At 50.6% G+C, this 13,376-nt stretch carries 12 protein-coding genes; 8 read left to right on the top strand and 4 right to left on the bottom strand.

Annotated elements, in window-relative coordinates:
- The first annotated feature begins 171 nt into the window (after window positions 1–171).
- Entirely contained in the window at window positions 172–738 is a 567-nt protein-coding gene (gene dcd / locus Q9L42_RS02695; RefSeq protein ID WP_305909976.1) for a dCTP deaminase, read from the top strand.
- A gap of 52 nt (window positions 739–790) precedes the next feature.
- Here the strand turns inward: dcd and Q9L42_RS02690 are convergent, their stop codons facing one another.
- Entirely contained in the window at window positions 791–1,063 is a 273-nt protein-coding gene (locus tag Q9L42_RS02690; RefSeq protein ID WP_349431845.1) for a YcgL domain-containing protein, read from the bottom strand.
- A 91-nt stretch (window positions 1,064–1,154) separates the two neighbouring features.
- On the opposite strand from Q9L42_RS02690, the gene Q9L42_RS02685 reads away from it, so the two are divergent.
- Entirely contained in the window at window positions 1,155–1,751 is a 597-nt protein-coding gene (locus tag Q9L42_RS02685) for a CPBP family intramembrane glutamic endopeptidase (RefSeq protein WP_305909977.1), read from the top strand.
- Window positions 1,751–2,233 (top strand): hypothetical protein, encoded by a 483-nt coding sequence (locus Q9L42_RS02680; protein ID WP_349431844.1) that lies wholly within the window; start codon window positions 1,751–1,753, stop codon window positions 2,231–2,233. The genes Q9L42_RS02685 and Q9L42_RS02680 overlap by 1 nt, the downstream gene beginning before the upstream one ends.
- A 384-nt stretch (window positions 2,234–2,617) precedes the next feature.
- On the opposite strand, the gene Q9L42_RS02675 is transcribed toward Q9L42_RS02680, so the two are convergent.
- A complete protein-coding gene (locus Q9L42_RS02675) occupies window positions 2,618–3,448 on the bottom strand; it encodes a GlcG/HbpS family heme-binding protein (RefSeq protein WP_305909979.1) in 831 nt (276 codons plus the stop codon).
- Window positions 3,449–3,836: 388 nt separating this feature from the next.
- Here Q9L42_RS02675 and guaB point away from each other — a divergent pair, with 388 nt between their 5' ends.
- From guaB to tadA, 3 genes are all read left to right on the top strand, one after another.
- Window positions 3,837–5,303: an IMP dehydrogenase gene (gene guaB / locus Q9L42_RS02670; RefSeq protein ID WP_305909980.1), complete on the top strand. Its 1,467-nt coding sequence runs from the start codon at window positions 3,837–3,839 to the stop codon at window positions 5,301–5,303.
- Between the two features lie 81 nt (window positions 5,304–5,384).
- Window positions 5,385–6,974 carry a glutamine-hydrolyzing GMP synthase gene (guaA, locus tag Q9L42_RS02665; RefSeq protein WP_305909981.1) on the top strand — a complete coding sequence of 530 codons (1,590 nt, stop codon included), beginning with the start codon at window positions 5,385–5,387 and terminating at the stop codon, window positions 6,972–6,974.
- Window positions 6,965–7,450 carry a tRNA adenosine(34) deaminase TadA gene (gene tadA / locus Q9L42_RS02660; RefSeq protein WP_305909982.1) on the top strand — a complete coding sequence of 162 codons (486 nt, stop codon included), beginning with the start codon at window positions 6,965–6,967 and terminating at the stop codon, window positions 7,448–7,450. The genes guaA and tadA overlap by 10 nt, the downstream gene beginning before the upstream one ends.
- Before the next feature lies 1 nt (window position 7,451).
- Here tadA and mltF read toward each other — a convergent pair whose 3' ends face one another.
- Together mltF and pgi are read right to left on the bottom strand one after the other, a co-directional pair.
- Complete coding sequence (gene mltF, locus Q9L42_RS02655) at window positions 7,452–8,906, bottom strand: membrane-bound lytic murein transglycosylase MltF (RefSeq protein WP_349431843.1); 1,455 nt, start codon at window positions 8,904–8,906, stop codon at window positions 7,452–7,454.
- 4 nt (window positions 8,907–8,910) lie between these two features.
- Complete coding sequence (pgi, locus tag Q9L42_RS02650) at window positions 8,911–10,545, bottom strand: glucose-6-phosphate isomerase (RefSeq protein WP_305909985.1); 1,635 nt, start codon at window positions 10,543–10,545, stop codon at window positions 8,911–8,913.
- 464 nt (window positions 10,546–11,009) lie between these two features.
- Between pgi and Q9L42_RS02645 the strand changes: the two genes are divergently transcribed.
- Both Q9L42_RS02645 and Q9L42_RS02640 read left to right on the top strand, forming a co-directional pair.
- Window positions 11,010–11,603 carry a hypothetical protein gene (locus Q9L42_RS02645; RefSeq protein ID WP_305909986.1) on the top strand — a complete coding sequence of 198 codons (594 nt, stop codon included), beginning with the start codon at window positions 11,010–11,012 and terminating at the stop codon, window positions 11,601–11,603.
- Window positions 11,604–11,632: 29 nt separating this feature from the next.
- The gene (locus Q9L42_RS02640; protein WP_349431842.1) at window positions 11,633–13,375 is read left to right on the top strand and encodes a multicopper oxidase domain-containing protein; all 1,743 of its coding nucleotides are present in this window, start codon (window positions 11,633–11,635) and stop codon (window positions 13,373–13,375) included.
- Window position 13,376: the final 1 nt, after the last annotated feature.

Here is a 13,376-nt window from a genome sequence, read left to right as displayed (position 1 = left end):
TCAGGACAACGGCTTTGCCTGTCCAGGGCGAGATAGCGCGATTGCCCTGTGGCGGCAATCTATTTTGTGCCGGTTTTTGCGGCATTATGGTATCGTATCCGGCTGGTTATGTGGGAAGCGTTATGCTCTCATTGGCTATAACTTTACATTGTTTTGAACCGATAACAAATTATGAGCATTAAGTCAGATAAATGGATACGCCGGATGGCGGAGCAGCAGGGGATGATCGAGCCGTTTGAAGCCGGGCAGGTAAGAGAGTCCGAGCAGGGAAGGATTATTTCCTACGGCACCTCCAGTTATGGTTATGATGTTCGATGTTCTGATGAATTCAAGATTTTTACCAATATCAATTCGGCGATCGTCGACCCCAAGGATTTTGCCGAGGACAGCTTCGTCGATGTGCAGTCCGATGTCTGCATCATCCCGCCCAATTCCTTCGCGTTGGCGCGGACCGTCGAATATTTCCGTATACCGCGTGATGTATTGACGGTTTGTTTGGGCAAGTCGACTTATGCGCGTTGCGGTATCATCGTCAATGTCACGCCGCTGGAGCCGGAGTGGGAAGGGCATGTGACGCTGGAGTTTTCAAACACCACGCCGTTGCCGGCGAAAATATACGCCAACGAGGGCGTTGCGCAAATGCTGTTCTTCGGCGGCGATGAGGTGTGCGAAACTTCTTATAAGGATCGCGGCGGTAAATACCAAGGCCAAAAGGGCGTGACTTTACCCAAGGCGTAATCCGGTTTTGCAATAGCCGACCGGGCGAGTTGAGGCTTTATGGTGCCCATAATTAATGCAACTTGCTGTTCTGGACGGCAAGCGCATCGGGCAGAACGGTCGGCGGCATCTGCACAAAAAAACCCTTGTTGGAGAGGCTGGTCATGACTTTGTTGACATCTTCCCGGGCCAGTTTGCGGTCGGCCGTTAATTCCAATTCCATGACAAACTGCAGGCGTCCGAAGCTTTTAAAAAGGGCTTCCGGAATGTCGGAAAAGTCGTCCTTTTTGTTCAGATAAAGATAGAGTTCGTCTTTTACCAGGCTTTTATAGATATAGCATTGCATGATGGTGGTCTTGTTCGTTTAAGTGTCGCCTATTTTAACTTTTTTTGCATAAAATGGCTTGCTCAGTCTCGCCGTAACCCAAGTCAAGCTTATGGAAGATAAATCGCTTAATCCGCAAAAATTTTTTAAAACGGCCTGTTATTTCGAAGGTTCGTTGATCTTGGTGGCGTTGTTTTTAGGCTGGATTGCCGACATAAACCCCTTCGCCGACCTGCATTTTTCGGAAAACGCCATCTTATATGGTCTGTTGGGCACGTTGCCGTTGTTTGTACTTTTTGTGGCGATGCAGCAGTTACAGATCGAGTCGGTGCAACGGGTTAGAAAATTGTTGCTGGAAACGCTGGGTCCGGCCATGCATGGCTATGGTTGGGCCGACTTGTTCGTATTGGCGGCCATCGCCGGCTTATCGGAGGAGGTCTTGTTTCGCGGCGTATTGCAACCTTGGATGGAGGCTGGCTGGGGCATGAACGCCGGCTTGCTGTTCAGCAACATTATTTTTGGTCTGGTGCATGCGGTCACGCCGTTGTATGCGGCGTTGGCCACCTTGGTCGGCATCTATTTGGGTGTGTTCCTGGATTATGGCGGGGAAAGAAATCTGCTGACGCCGGTGATCATTCATACCTTGTACGATTTTTTGGCTTTTCTGGTCATCATGAGGGCCTATAAGGCCGGTAAGGAGGAGAAATGATGAGCAGCGAGGGCTACGGTCAGGCAAAAAACAGACTTAATATGCACTGGATGATCGTCATTGCAATGCTGTTGACCGTTGTCGTTTATGTTTTCGCCTGTCATTATTATGGACAGCAAATGCAAATCGGCGTCGAAGAATCGCAGCGGGTGTTGATCAGGACGATACTCTATGTGATTGCGATCGTGACCTTTCCGTTCGCCACGCTATTGCGTCATATCCTGTTGCGCTTGAATCAAACCATGCCGGGCGACACGCCGGCCGGCAAACGTTATCTGGTGACCGTGGTCATCACTCAGGCAATGATGGAAACGGTCGCGATTTTTGGTCTGGTGATGTTTATGCTCGGCGATGATTACAACACCTTATATATATTCAGTACGATGGCGGTGTTGGGTGTTTTCTTGCATCGGCCGAAAATGGAGGAATACCGGGGAATAGTTCGGGCGTTGAGCGGCAAAGAGTTACCTGATTACCCATAAGTTTCCGCCAACTATAAAGAATAATGATTAACTGCATTAAGGGTACTTGCTAAGATAGGTAAAAAACGAGCATTCGGTAACTTGCTCTGCAAGACGCTGTTCACCCAGCACCTAAATAAACGAAGATGATTTATCGCAGCCATTAGCCTATGGAATTTAGGTGCTGGGTAAATATATCCCTATAAGCTTGGGTTCGGCATCTGACCGCCAGGGATGGTGGAAATGCAGATTTTGCAAGGAGCAAAAATCTGTCATGCCTCACACACTTGCAGATCAAGCCACCGAACACTCGCCAAGTAGCTGAGAGTTATAAGTAATCAGGAAGAGTTATAAAATCTCCCCGTTAATACGTCATTAACGGGGAATGATGGTTTTTTCGCTACTTCAGTCGCCGATAGGGTAGCTGTTTGGAAGATCTACCGCAATCGTTTCTTCGCCAAAGCCGCAGGTGGGATGGCCAAAACCGCTGGCGCTAGTGAGTTCCGCCAGATTGTCCTGGTTCAAGACCGTTTTGCCCCCCTTGTTGGTCAGGTCGGAATTTGACTGGATGTCGAAAATAATATTGTCGGTGCCGTTGGCTACACCGGCAGGGACATGATCCAAACCCAAGGCGTCGCGGGCTATCCAAGCCTTGATATGATCAGCGCAGGAGGTGTCGCCGCTCATGCCGATCGCGCCGAGTTGGTTGCCATCTGAATCATATAAAGCGAGTCCGCCGCCGAAAACATTGACTCCGCCTATCAATTGATCGACCATGGGATCGCTTGAGCTACCATAGTCAGCGACCGATGCCGCTGGGCCGTAGGCGGCGTCGGTATTGACCGGGTTGCTGAATTGCAAGCCGAACAGGCTGCCGCCTGGCTGGGTCGCGGCCCATAGGTTGGCGGTGGACAGCGCCAGGCCTTGGGTTAGACTGAACAGGTTGGCGGTATTGGCTTTTTGCGCCGAAATGACACGGCTGCCGAGCCATTGGGCGTTAGGCGCTTCGCCTGTGTTCGCTACCGCGCAAACGATGCCGTTGTTATCGACGATAGTTGCCCACATGTTGAATTTCAGACCGGCCGCGCTTGGGGTGCCGGCAATCGCACTTGATAATTTTGCATGGAGATTATCCCCAGCATTAGTTGCGGCGTCAGCAATTGCGTTGCAATCTGCGAAGGCGTTGCCGGCGCCCAGGGCTAAAGTTACTGTTAAAGCCAGTGATGTTTTTTTCATTGTTTTTCCCTATTGTTTATTTTTTTAGTGTGTCAGCATAAGGAAAGTCCGCCCCCCTCTCATGTGCTTTCTTCCATAAACAATGCCGCTTGGGTTATTGCTTCAGATGGTTTCGACTGAAAACAATGCTTCCAGAGTGTATCGACTTGTCTTGTGTTTGAATATTGTACTTTTGTGCTATTGCTAGTTGTTATTCTGTAATTTATTGAAAATAAATAGAAAGTTTAAGTGTGTCGATGTCGATTAGGGTGTTTTATAGGCAATTTAGGTGGCATTGAATGTCTGGTTTTGTAGGCCGGTTCAAGTTATCGATATAAATATATTTATTTATTTTGGTTTTGTCGGCTATAATGCGCGGTTATTTTAAATATTTTGATTAGGTGTGGTCATGCAAGTTATTCAGGAAGCGCTCACGTTTGATGATGTTTTATTAGTGCCTGCGCATTCGACCGTATTGCCGCGTGAAGTTGAAATGAAAACCCAGTTAACCCGGAATATCAGTCTGAATATTCCGCTTGTTTCAGCCGCGATGGATACAGTGACGGAGGCGCGCTTGGCAATTGCCATTGCACAGGAAGGCGGCATCGGCATTATTCATAAGAATATGTCGGCCGAACAGCAGGCGAGGGAAGTTAGCAGGGTCAAGAAGTACGAGAGCGGTGTGATCAAGGACCCGATTACCGTGCCGCCTAGTGTGACTGTGCGTGAAGTGATGGAGTTGACTCGTTCCAAGAGTATTTCCGGCGTGCCGGTGGTCGACGGCGAAGAGCTGGTCGGCATCGTGACCAGCCGCGATTTGCGTTTTGAGACCCGGCTCGATGAATCGGTGACTTCGGTGATGACGCCTAAGGAAAAACTGATTACCGTCAATGAGTCGGATGATCGCAAGCAGGCCATCGCCTTATTGCATAAGCATCGGATCGAAAAGATTCTGGTGGTCAATGATGATTTTCATCTGCGCGGCATGATTACCGTGAAGGATATCCAGAAAGCCAAGGATTATCCACAGGCCTGTAAGGATGAGCAAGAGCGCTTGAGAGTCGGCGCTGCAGTCGGCACCGGTCAAGGCACCGAAGAACGCGTCGACGCCTTGGTCAAAGCCGGCGTCGACGTCATCGTCGTGGATACCGCTCATGGTCATTCTCAGGGCGTATTGGACAGGGTGCGCTGGGTCAAAAGCAACTATCCCGACGTACAGGTGATCGGCGGCAACATCGCAACCGCGGCGGCGGCGAAAGCGCTGGTCGAAGCGGGCGCCGATGGCGTTAAGGTCGGTATCGGTCCGGGCTCCATTTGTACGACCCGGATCATCGCCGGCGTCGGGGTGCCGCAGATTACCGCCGTCAGCAATGTCGCCGACGCCTTGAAAGGCACCGGCGTGCCGTTGATCGCCGATGGCGGGGTTCGTTATTCCGGGGATGTGGCGAAGGCGCTGGCCGCCGGCGCCCATGCCGTGATGTTGGGCAGTCTGTTCGCCGGCACCGAAGAGGCGCCCGGCGATGTCGAATTGTACCAAGGCCGGTCCTATAAATCTTATCGAGGCATGGGGTCGCTGGGTGCGATGTCACAGCAGCAAGGCTCCAGCGATCGCTATTTTCAGGAAGATGCGGACAGCGTCGAAAAGCTGGTGCCGGAAGGCATCGAGGGTCGGGTGCCTTATAAAGGCAGCATGTTGGCGATCATTCATCAATTATTGGGCGGCATCCGCGCCAGCATGGGCTACACCGGCAGTCAGAATATCGGCATCATGCATGAGAAGGCCCAGTTTGTTCGCGTGACCGGCGCCGGCATGCGGGAGAGCCATGTCCATGATGTGACGATTACCAAAGAAGCGCCCAATTACCGGCTGTCCTAATCGTTCATGGGAAGGCCGCTTTGCTTGTGGGGCTCGAATGAGCCCCATTTTGTTTTAGCTTATTAGTTTAGGGATTCCAACGTGGATCAGCAGCAATCAACCAATATTCATTCGCACAAAATTCTCATTCTGGACTTCGGTTCTCAATATACTCAGCTGATTGCCCGCAGAATCCGGGAAATCGGCGTTTATTGCGAGATTTACTCTTGTGAATGCAGCGATGATGAAATCCGGCAGTTTGCGCCCAACGGCATTATTTTGTCCGGCGGTCCGGAGACGGTGACCCGTGGCGAAACGCCGCGTGCGCCGAAGATTGTGTTTGAGCAGGGAATACCGGTTCTGGGCATTTGTTACGGCATGCAGACGATGACCGAGCAAATGGGCGGCAAAGTGGAGGCCTCCGCTCATCGCGAGTTCGGCTATGCGCAGATTCGCGCCAGAGGCCATTCGCGATTGTTGAGCGACATCGAAGATCATACCTCGGCGGAAGGCTATGGTTTGCTCGATGTGTGGATGAGTCACGGCGATCGCGTGGTCGAATTGCCCGAAGGCTTCATGCTGATCGCCAGTTCCGACGGTGCGCCGATCGCTGGCATCGCCAACGAGGACAAGGCGTTTTACGGCCTCCAGTTTCATCCCGAAGTCACTCATACCAAACAGGGCGGCCGCATTCTGAAGCGCTTTGTCATCGAGGTATGTGGTTGCGAGGCCTTATGGACTTCCAGCAACATTATCGAAGAGAGCGTGCAAGCGGTACGCGAACAGGTCGGCAGCGATCAGGTCGTGTTGGGCTTGTCCGGCGGCGTCGACTCGTCGGTGGTTGCGGCCTTGTTGCATAAGGCGATAGGCGACCAGTTGACCTGCGTGTTTGTCGATACCGGCTTGTTGCGCTTGCATGAAGGCGACCAGGTGATGGCGACCTTTGCCGAACACATGGGCGTCAGGGTGATACGAATCGATGCCGAGCAACGTTATCTGGAGGCGCTGGCCGGCGTGACCGATCCGGAAGCCAAGCGTAAGATTATCGGCAATCTGTTTGTCGAAATTTTCGATGAAGAAGCGGGTAAGTTGACCGATGCCAAATGGCTGGCGCAGGGAACCATTTATCCGGATGTGATCGAGTCGGCTGGCTCGAAAAGCGGCAAGGCGCATCTGATCAAGTCGCATCACAATGTCGGCGGTTTGCCGGAAAACATGACGCTGAAATTGGTCGAGCCGCTGCGCGAATTGTTCAAGGACGAAGTGAGAAAGCTGGGCTTGGAATTGGGCTTGCCGGCCGACATGATTCACCGGCATCCTTTTCCGGGCCCCGGATTGGGCGTGCGGATTCTCGGCGAAGTGAAAAAAGACTATGCCGACCTGCTGCGCCAGGCCGATGCAATTTTTATCGAAGAGCTCTATCGTCATGATCTGTACGACAAGGTCAGTCAGGCCTTTGCGGTTTTTTTGCCGGTCAAGTCTGTAGGCGTGATGGGCGATGGCAGGCGCTATGATTATGTCGTCGCGATACGTGCGGTCGAAACGATAGATTTCATGACGGCGCGCTGGGCCCATCTGCCCTACGATTTCCTCGACCTGATTTCGCGGCGAATCATTAATGAGGTCGATGGCATTTCCCGAGTCACTTACGATATTTCCGGCAAGCCGCCGGCAACGATTGAGTGGGAGTGATTGCCGGCGATGAGGCCTGGATGCGCCATGCGATACGCCTGGCGCAGCGGGCCGAGTCTCAGGGGGAGGTGCCGGTCGGCGCGTTATTGGTCGCGAACGATGTCTGCATCGCCGAAGGCTGGAATGAACCGATCGCCCGTCATGATCCCACCGCGCATGCCGAAATCATCGCTTTACGCAAAGCCGGCCAAGTGGTCGAAAATTATCGTCTGATCGATACCACGCTCTATGTCACGCTGGAGCCTTGTGTGATGTGTATGGGGGCGATTGCCCATGCCCGGGTCAAAAGACTGGTGTTTGGCGCCTTCGATCCAAAACGCGGCGCGGTCTGCCATGCCTTGACTCTGGCTGATGCGGATTTTTTAAATCATCGCGTCGATTGGCGAGGCGGAGTATTGGAAAGGCAATGCGCGGAATTGCTGACCGATTTCTTTGCCGCCCGCCGGCAGAAGCCTGCGAGGGCGGCGATCGTTTGAGTCACAGCGCCGGACTGTCGATGCTCAAGGCATTATGGTTGACTGTTTTTTCGTGGTTTTTTCTCGGCATCGTGCTTTTGTGAATCGGGTCTTCTTCGCTTAGCCAGACCAGTAAATCGTAGTAACTACGAATATTTTCAACATAGCGCACCGGTTCCCGTCCTCTGGCATAACCATGTTTGGTTTTTTTGTACCATTTTTTTTTGCTCAACAACGGCAGGCTTTGCTTGACGTCCATCCATTTGTCCGGATTGCCGCCGCGCTCCTGGGTGATGATTCTGGCGTCTTCCAGATGGCCAAAGCCGACGTTGTACGAGGCCAGCGCAAACCAAGTGCGGTCCGGTTCCGGTATGCGTTCAGGTATTTTCTTCAGTCGTTGTTTGAAATAGCGCGCTCCGCCGTTAATGCTTTGTCTCGGATCTGTCCGATTCTTGATGCCCAATTGCCGGGCCGTTCCTCTGGTTAACATCATCAAGCCCTGGACCCCGGTTGGCGATGTGGCTTTTTCTTTCCAATGGGATTCCTGGTAGCCGATCGCGGCCAGCAGGCGCCAGTCGATATTGTGCTTTTCTCCGGCCGCCTTGAAATATTGTCTATAAGCGGGCAAGCGTTTTTTGATGTGCTGCCGGAATTTGCAGTTGCCGACATAGTTCAGGTTATTGGCGTGGCCGTAATGTTTTTCCAGTAAGGCCTGCAGAGTGTTGTCCTGTTTGATTTGCTGGAAAAAAGCCAGGACTTTATCGTATAGGCTGTCGTCGTTGGAAGGGCTCAGAGCCCATGCCAGTTGTCTGGGCTCGGTAATATCGAAGGCGACGTTCAGTTTGGGGTAGAAGCTGCGGACGATGGCGGCCTGTTGTGAGTCGGCGATGGTGTAGTCTATCAATCCCTGGTTGACCAGATATAGTAAACCGTCGCTATCCAGTTCGCTGTTAACATTCCATTCCAGTTGTGGGTGAATCTTCTGCAAAGATTTCAGCGTGGCCTCGTGACTGGTGCCTTTGACGACTTCGATGATGCCGCGGTTTAAGTCGCGGATGCGCTTGGGTCTGCGTGTGCCCGAGCGGTATATGACTTGTTCGGTAATGGTCTGGTAAGGCGGGGCGAAGCGCATGATTTGCTTACGCTGTTTCGTCACGGTCAGTCCGGCTGCGGCGATATCGGCCTCGCCGTGGGAAATTTTGTACAGGATTTCTTCGAAGGTGTTCGGAATAATAAAATGCACCTCGACGCCCAGATAGCGGCCAAACAGCATGATCAGGTCGTATTCGAGTCCTGTGCGGCCGTCGGGTCCCTCGTAATAGGTGGTGGGGTCTTGCCGGGTCAGGACATGGAGGGCGCCTTCATGTTTAATTTGTTCCAGCCTGGAAAAGCCCAGATGAGTTTTTGAGTTGTTATCACAGGATATCAGCAGGGATAGGCAAATACCGCTGATAAGTGTTTTAACAAGGGTGGGCAATGTTTCACCGTATTTTCTTGTAGTAATTGATTAGTGCGCTGGTTGAACTGTCATGACTATTGATTTCATCATTCGCTTTAAGTTCAGGCAGTATCGCTTTGGCGAGAATTTTGCCTAATTCTACGCCCATCTGGTCAAATGAATTTATGTTCCAGATCACACCTTGAACGAAAATTTTATGTTCATAAAAAGCGATCAACGTGCCTAACGTTCTCGGCGTTAGTTTTTTAAACAGAAAGGAATTGGACGGTTTGTTGCCGGGAAAGATTTTGGAGGCGACCAGGGTGTCGTCTTTGTTTTCTTCCGCGCTCAGGTCTTTGCGCACTTCCGCTTCGGATTTGCCTCTCATCAAAGCTTCCGGCTGCGCCAGAAAGTTTGAAATCAGGATGTCGTGATGTTCGGGAAGGTGATAATGGCTTTGCGCAGGAGCGAGAAAATCGCAGGGGATCAGCTTGGTGCCCTGGTGCATCAATTGGTAGAAAGCGTGTTGGCCGTTGGTACCGGGCTGTCCCCAAATGATGGGGCCGGTGCTGTAATCGACCTTTGCGCCGTCCCGGTCGATTGATTTGCCGTTGCTTTCCATGTCGCCCTGCTGGAAATAATCGCTAAAAGAGGAGAGCGACTGGTCGTATGGCAGGATGGCGTGAGAATCCGCTTCAAAGAAGTTGTTATACCAGATGCCCAATAAGGCCATAATGACAGGGATGTTGTCGCTGAAGGGCGTATTGCGGAAATGTTGATCTGCCTCATGGGCGCCTTCCAGCAGTTGCTCGAAATTATCCATGCCGACATAGAGGGCGATGGAAAGGCCAACGGCCGACCAGAGGGAGTAGCGCCCTCCAACCCAGTCCCAAAACTGAAACATGTTTTCCGGGTCGATACCGAAATTGACGACATTGTCCCGGTGCGTGGAAATGGCGACAAAATGTTTTTTTACTGCCGTTTCATCTTTGATTTGTTCCAGGAACCAGTTGCGCGCCGATGTGGCATTGGTCATCGTTTCCTGAGTATTGAAGACTTTTGAGGCCACCAGGAATAGGGTCGTTTCAGGGTCGAGTTTTTCCAGCGTATTGACGATGTCGGCCTGGTCGACATTGGAAACAAAATGAATTCTCAAGTCTGGGCGGGAATAAGGGGCTAAGGCCTTGGTGACCATTTTGGGGCCTAAATCCGACCCCCCGATGCCGATGTTGACGATGTCCGTCATCGCTTTGCCGGTATGGCCTTTCCATTCGCCGGAGCGGACTTTTTCCGAAAAAGCTCGCATTTTCTTTAATTCGCCGTTGATTTGCGGCATGACATCCTTGCCATTGACATAAACGGGCGTGTTGTGGCGGTTTCTCAGTGCGGTGTGTAGTACGGCTCTTTTTTCGGTTTTATTAATGATGGCGCCGTTAAACATGTCTGCTGTCTTCTGTTTCAGATTGGCTTGCTCGGCCAGGCCGATCAACAGCGGCAGGGTTTGATCATCGATCAGGTTTTTGCTGAAATCGAACAGTATGTCGTTAAAAACTCGTGAAAATTTATGGAAGCGCTCTTTGTCTGTATTAAAAGCCTCTAGCATGGAATAATTTGTTGCGATACTTTGATAATGTTGCTTAACAGCGTTCCATTCAATAGAGTTTGTTAATTTGGACATATTTGTTTTTATTCTTTAGAAGAGGTAATTAAAGAAAGTCTTCGAGATGAAAGCTTGGTAGTGTGACACATTATAAAGACTGTTATCGGCTTGTGACAAAAAAATAATCGGCTGACGCTATGCCTAGGTGAAAAACAATAAATCCGGCGTTTAATGATTATCAATGTGCGAGACATATTTGTTGAGGAGCGCCGTAAAGAGCACCGTAGGGGGGCAATCGCTGCCGACATCCTTGTCAGGCAAATCCCTCGCCCTCTTCGATCCTCGATGGGGAGTTGCTGGAAAAAAGCGATTACCTTTCTTTGCTTGGGGTGTTGTGCTAGAGTAAGCAGTTGTTTGGATTGTTGTTTATCTTGAGTGTTAGTTGGATAAATGATGGTTGCTTATAAACGCAAGCTATGATAGAAAATAGCTTAATAAGAAATAATAAATATACTTAAATACTATCAACACAGGAAGGTATCATGAGCAAAAAACATCTTTTAAGAAATGGTTTCCTGGGTCTTCTGGGATTGTTATTTTCAACGGCTCTATGGGCTCACGGCGGCGCTGCGGGTACCGATACAGACCAATGTAAATTTGAATTAGAGCCAGGTCATTGGCTGCACTACACCGCTTACCAGCCCAAAGCTTATCCCGCTGAGGATTTTTGTGGGAATTTGCCGGATTTGAATACCCTGACTCAATTGGTTTTTGATTATCAGGATATCCGTTACCGTAATATGGCCATCGAATTCGAAGTAACCAAAGAGCCGGAAGGCACGCGCGTGTTTTTCGAAGAAGCGAAAAAGCATAAATCCGGCACTGTTGTTCTGACACTGCAAAATGGTGTGGCGGAAAAAGGTAAATACCTGATTCACATCACACTGGTCAAAGACAATGGCGAGAGATTAGATGCGCACATGGGTTTCCAGGCCGGCGCCGGTCAACCCGTAAGTTCTGGCAGCATGGGCCTGTATGCATTAATAGCTCTGGCCGGTCTGTATGTCTTCTATCTGTCAAACGCTGGCTTCAAACGTAAAGTCGACGAAATGCTCGGTAAAGTAAAAGACGCCTAATCACCTTAATATATCAAGGTAAAAGTAAAATGCAGAAACATCCCCTGAGTAATCTTTTGGGAGCTGCTGTCATGCTGACGCCATTACTGGCGTCGGCTGCGGTGGGTTTGCCAAAAACAGCAAAAATTGATCGCGGAGACGTTGAAGCTGTCTGTAGTAAAAGTAATCCGGAATGGCGCAAGGCGCAAACGATCGAGGGTGTAAAAATTCAGGAATCGTTGCGCTGTAGCCCAGATAACCCGGCTGATATCGCTGCCGAAGTAAAGGGTACGAATAATATCTCAATGGAAACATTGATGAAGACTTTTTACGCGACCGATGCTATCACCAAGAAAAATGATATGGATGGGGATGGCGATCCTGATCTGATTATTATTAAATTAGAGGTAGCCGAGCTGAACGGGCATTCGCCTGATTTCGACGGCTTGGTGCCCACTTTCGATATCGCGCCCGGCGTTCAGCCAGGCATGTGGGTGTTTGCGCCAAAGTCGCGCGGCATGGCCACCAGCAGTTTTGTCGGCACAGACGCCAATCCGCTGTTAAGAGCGCCTTCCCCGGTGATTCGAGTTGAGCAGGGCGATATCGTCTGGATTCAATTGGAAAACAGTCACTACTTTCCTCATACAATACATCTGCATGGCGTCGATCACCCCTGGGTGGATAGTTCCGGTGAAGGAAACGACGGCGTGCCGCAAACAAGCGACAAATTTGTTCTGCCAGGACAGAGCCGGACTTATGAAATTCGACCCAGACAGCCGGGGACGTTTGTCTACCACTGTCATGTACAAACTCATGTGCATCTAGCAATGGGTTTGGTCGGCATGTTTGTCGTCGAGGAAAATCGCCCTAATAACTGGGTGCAGACCTTCAATGTCGGGGCCGGACAGGTACGTCAGCCGTCCAAGGCCATACTCGAAAAGTATGATAACGAGTACGATCTGCATTATCATGCGATGGACAAGGAACTACATAATACCATCCAGCAATACAACGATCCCCGTTTGATTGCGAAGAAAATGAATCGCGAATATGACATCACCGATTCAACAGAGGATTATCACACTCTTAATGGCCGGTCGTTTCCCTATACGCTGAGAGAGTCGTTGATCGTTGCCGAACCGAATAAGAACATAAAAATCAGAATGTTCAACAGCACCGGCGAGACCTTGGCGATGCATACGCATGGCCATAAAGGCACGATCACGCATTATGACGGTGTTGAGCATAATCCTAGCGCGCAGATCATGCGCGATGTTTATGACTTAGCGCCGGCTCAGCGCAACGATCTGCTGATCAGCACTAAAGATGATGGCTTGCACAGCTATGGCGAAGGGATATGGATTTTTCATGACCATCGCGAAAAAGGGATTACTACCGACGGTATGAATCCTGGCGGCAACGTCAGCGCGATCGTCTATAAAAAATATTTGAACGAAGCCGGCTTGCCGATGGGCATTGGAGAAAGCGTTGAGTCGATGTTCACCAAGGCTTTTCAACAGCGCAAGCTTCCCGTTTGGCAGGATATCGATGCCTGGAACAGCCTAGGCGAAGTCGATGCGACAAGCTATGTCGCCCCGCCGGCAGCGGTGCCAGTAGCGGTCGAAGAGCCACCAAAATCCTTAGGTCAGCTAAATGACCAGGCTGCAGCCTCTGAAAGCAATTCAGTCCGAAATTTTATTTTCGGCCTGCTGTTGGGCATCGCGGTCTATGTGCTGATCGTAAACCGAGAAAAAGTCATGGCGCTGTTCTCATCGAATAAAGGAGGAAATTGAT

The organism is Methylomarinum sp. Ch1-1, assembly GCF_030717995.2.
GTDB classification, from domain to species: domain Bacteria; phylum Pseudomonadota; class Gammaproteobacteria; order Methylococcales; family Methylomonadaceae; genus Methylomarinum; species Methylomarinum roseum.
The sequence above is the reverse complement of the archived record's forward strand: the minus strand, read 5'-3'. Positions and strand labels throughout refer to the sequence as shown.

Coding starts and splice junctions, on each gene's coding strand:
- dcd (WP_305909976.1), top strand. CDS start 172: ATGAGCATTAAGTCAGATAAATGGATACGCCGGATGGCGGAGCAGCAG.
- Q9L42_RS02690 (WP_349431845.1), bottom strand. CDS start 1,063: ATGCAATGCTATATCTATAAAAGCCTGGTAAAAGACGAACTCTATCTT.
- Q9L42_RS02685 (WP_305909977.1), top strand. CDS start 1,155: ATGGAAGATAAATCGCTTAATCCGCAAAAATTTTTTAAAACGGCCTGT.
- Q9L42_RS02680 (WP_349431844.1), top strand. CDS start 1,751: ATGAGCAGCGAGGGCTACGGTCAGGCAAAAAACAGACTTAATATGCAC.
- Q9L42_RS02675 (WP_305909979.1), bottom strand. CDS start 3,448: ATGAAAAAAACATCACTGGCTTTAACAGTAACTTTAGCCCTGGGCGCC.
- guaB (WP_305909980.1), top strand. CDS start 3,837: ATGCAAGTTATTCAGGAAGCGCTCACGTTTGATGATGTTTTATTAGTG.
- pgi (WP_305909985.1), bottom strand. CDS start 10,545: ATGTCCAAATTAACAAACTCTATTGAATGGAACGCTGTTAAGCAACAT.
- Q9L42_RS02645 (WP_305909986.1), top strand. CDS start 11,010: ATGAGCAAAAAACATCTTTTAAGAAATGGTTTCCTGGGTCTTCTGGGA.
- Q9L42_RS02640 (WP_349431842.1), top strand. CDS start 11,633: ATGCAGAAACATCCCCTGAGTAATCTTTTGGGAGCTGCTGTCATGCTG.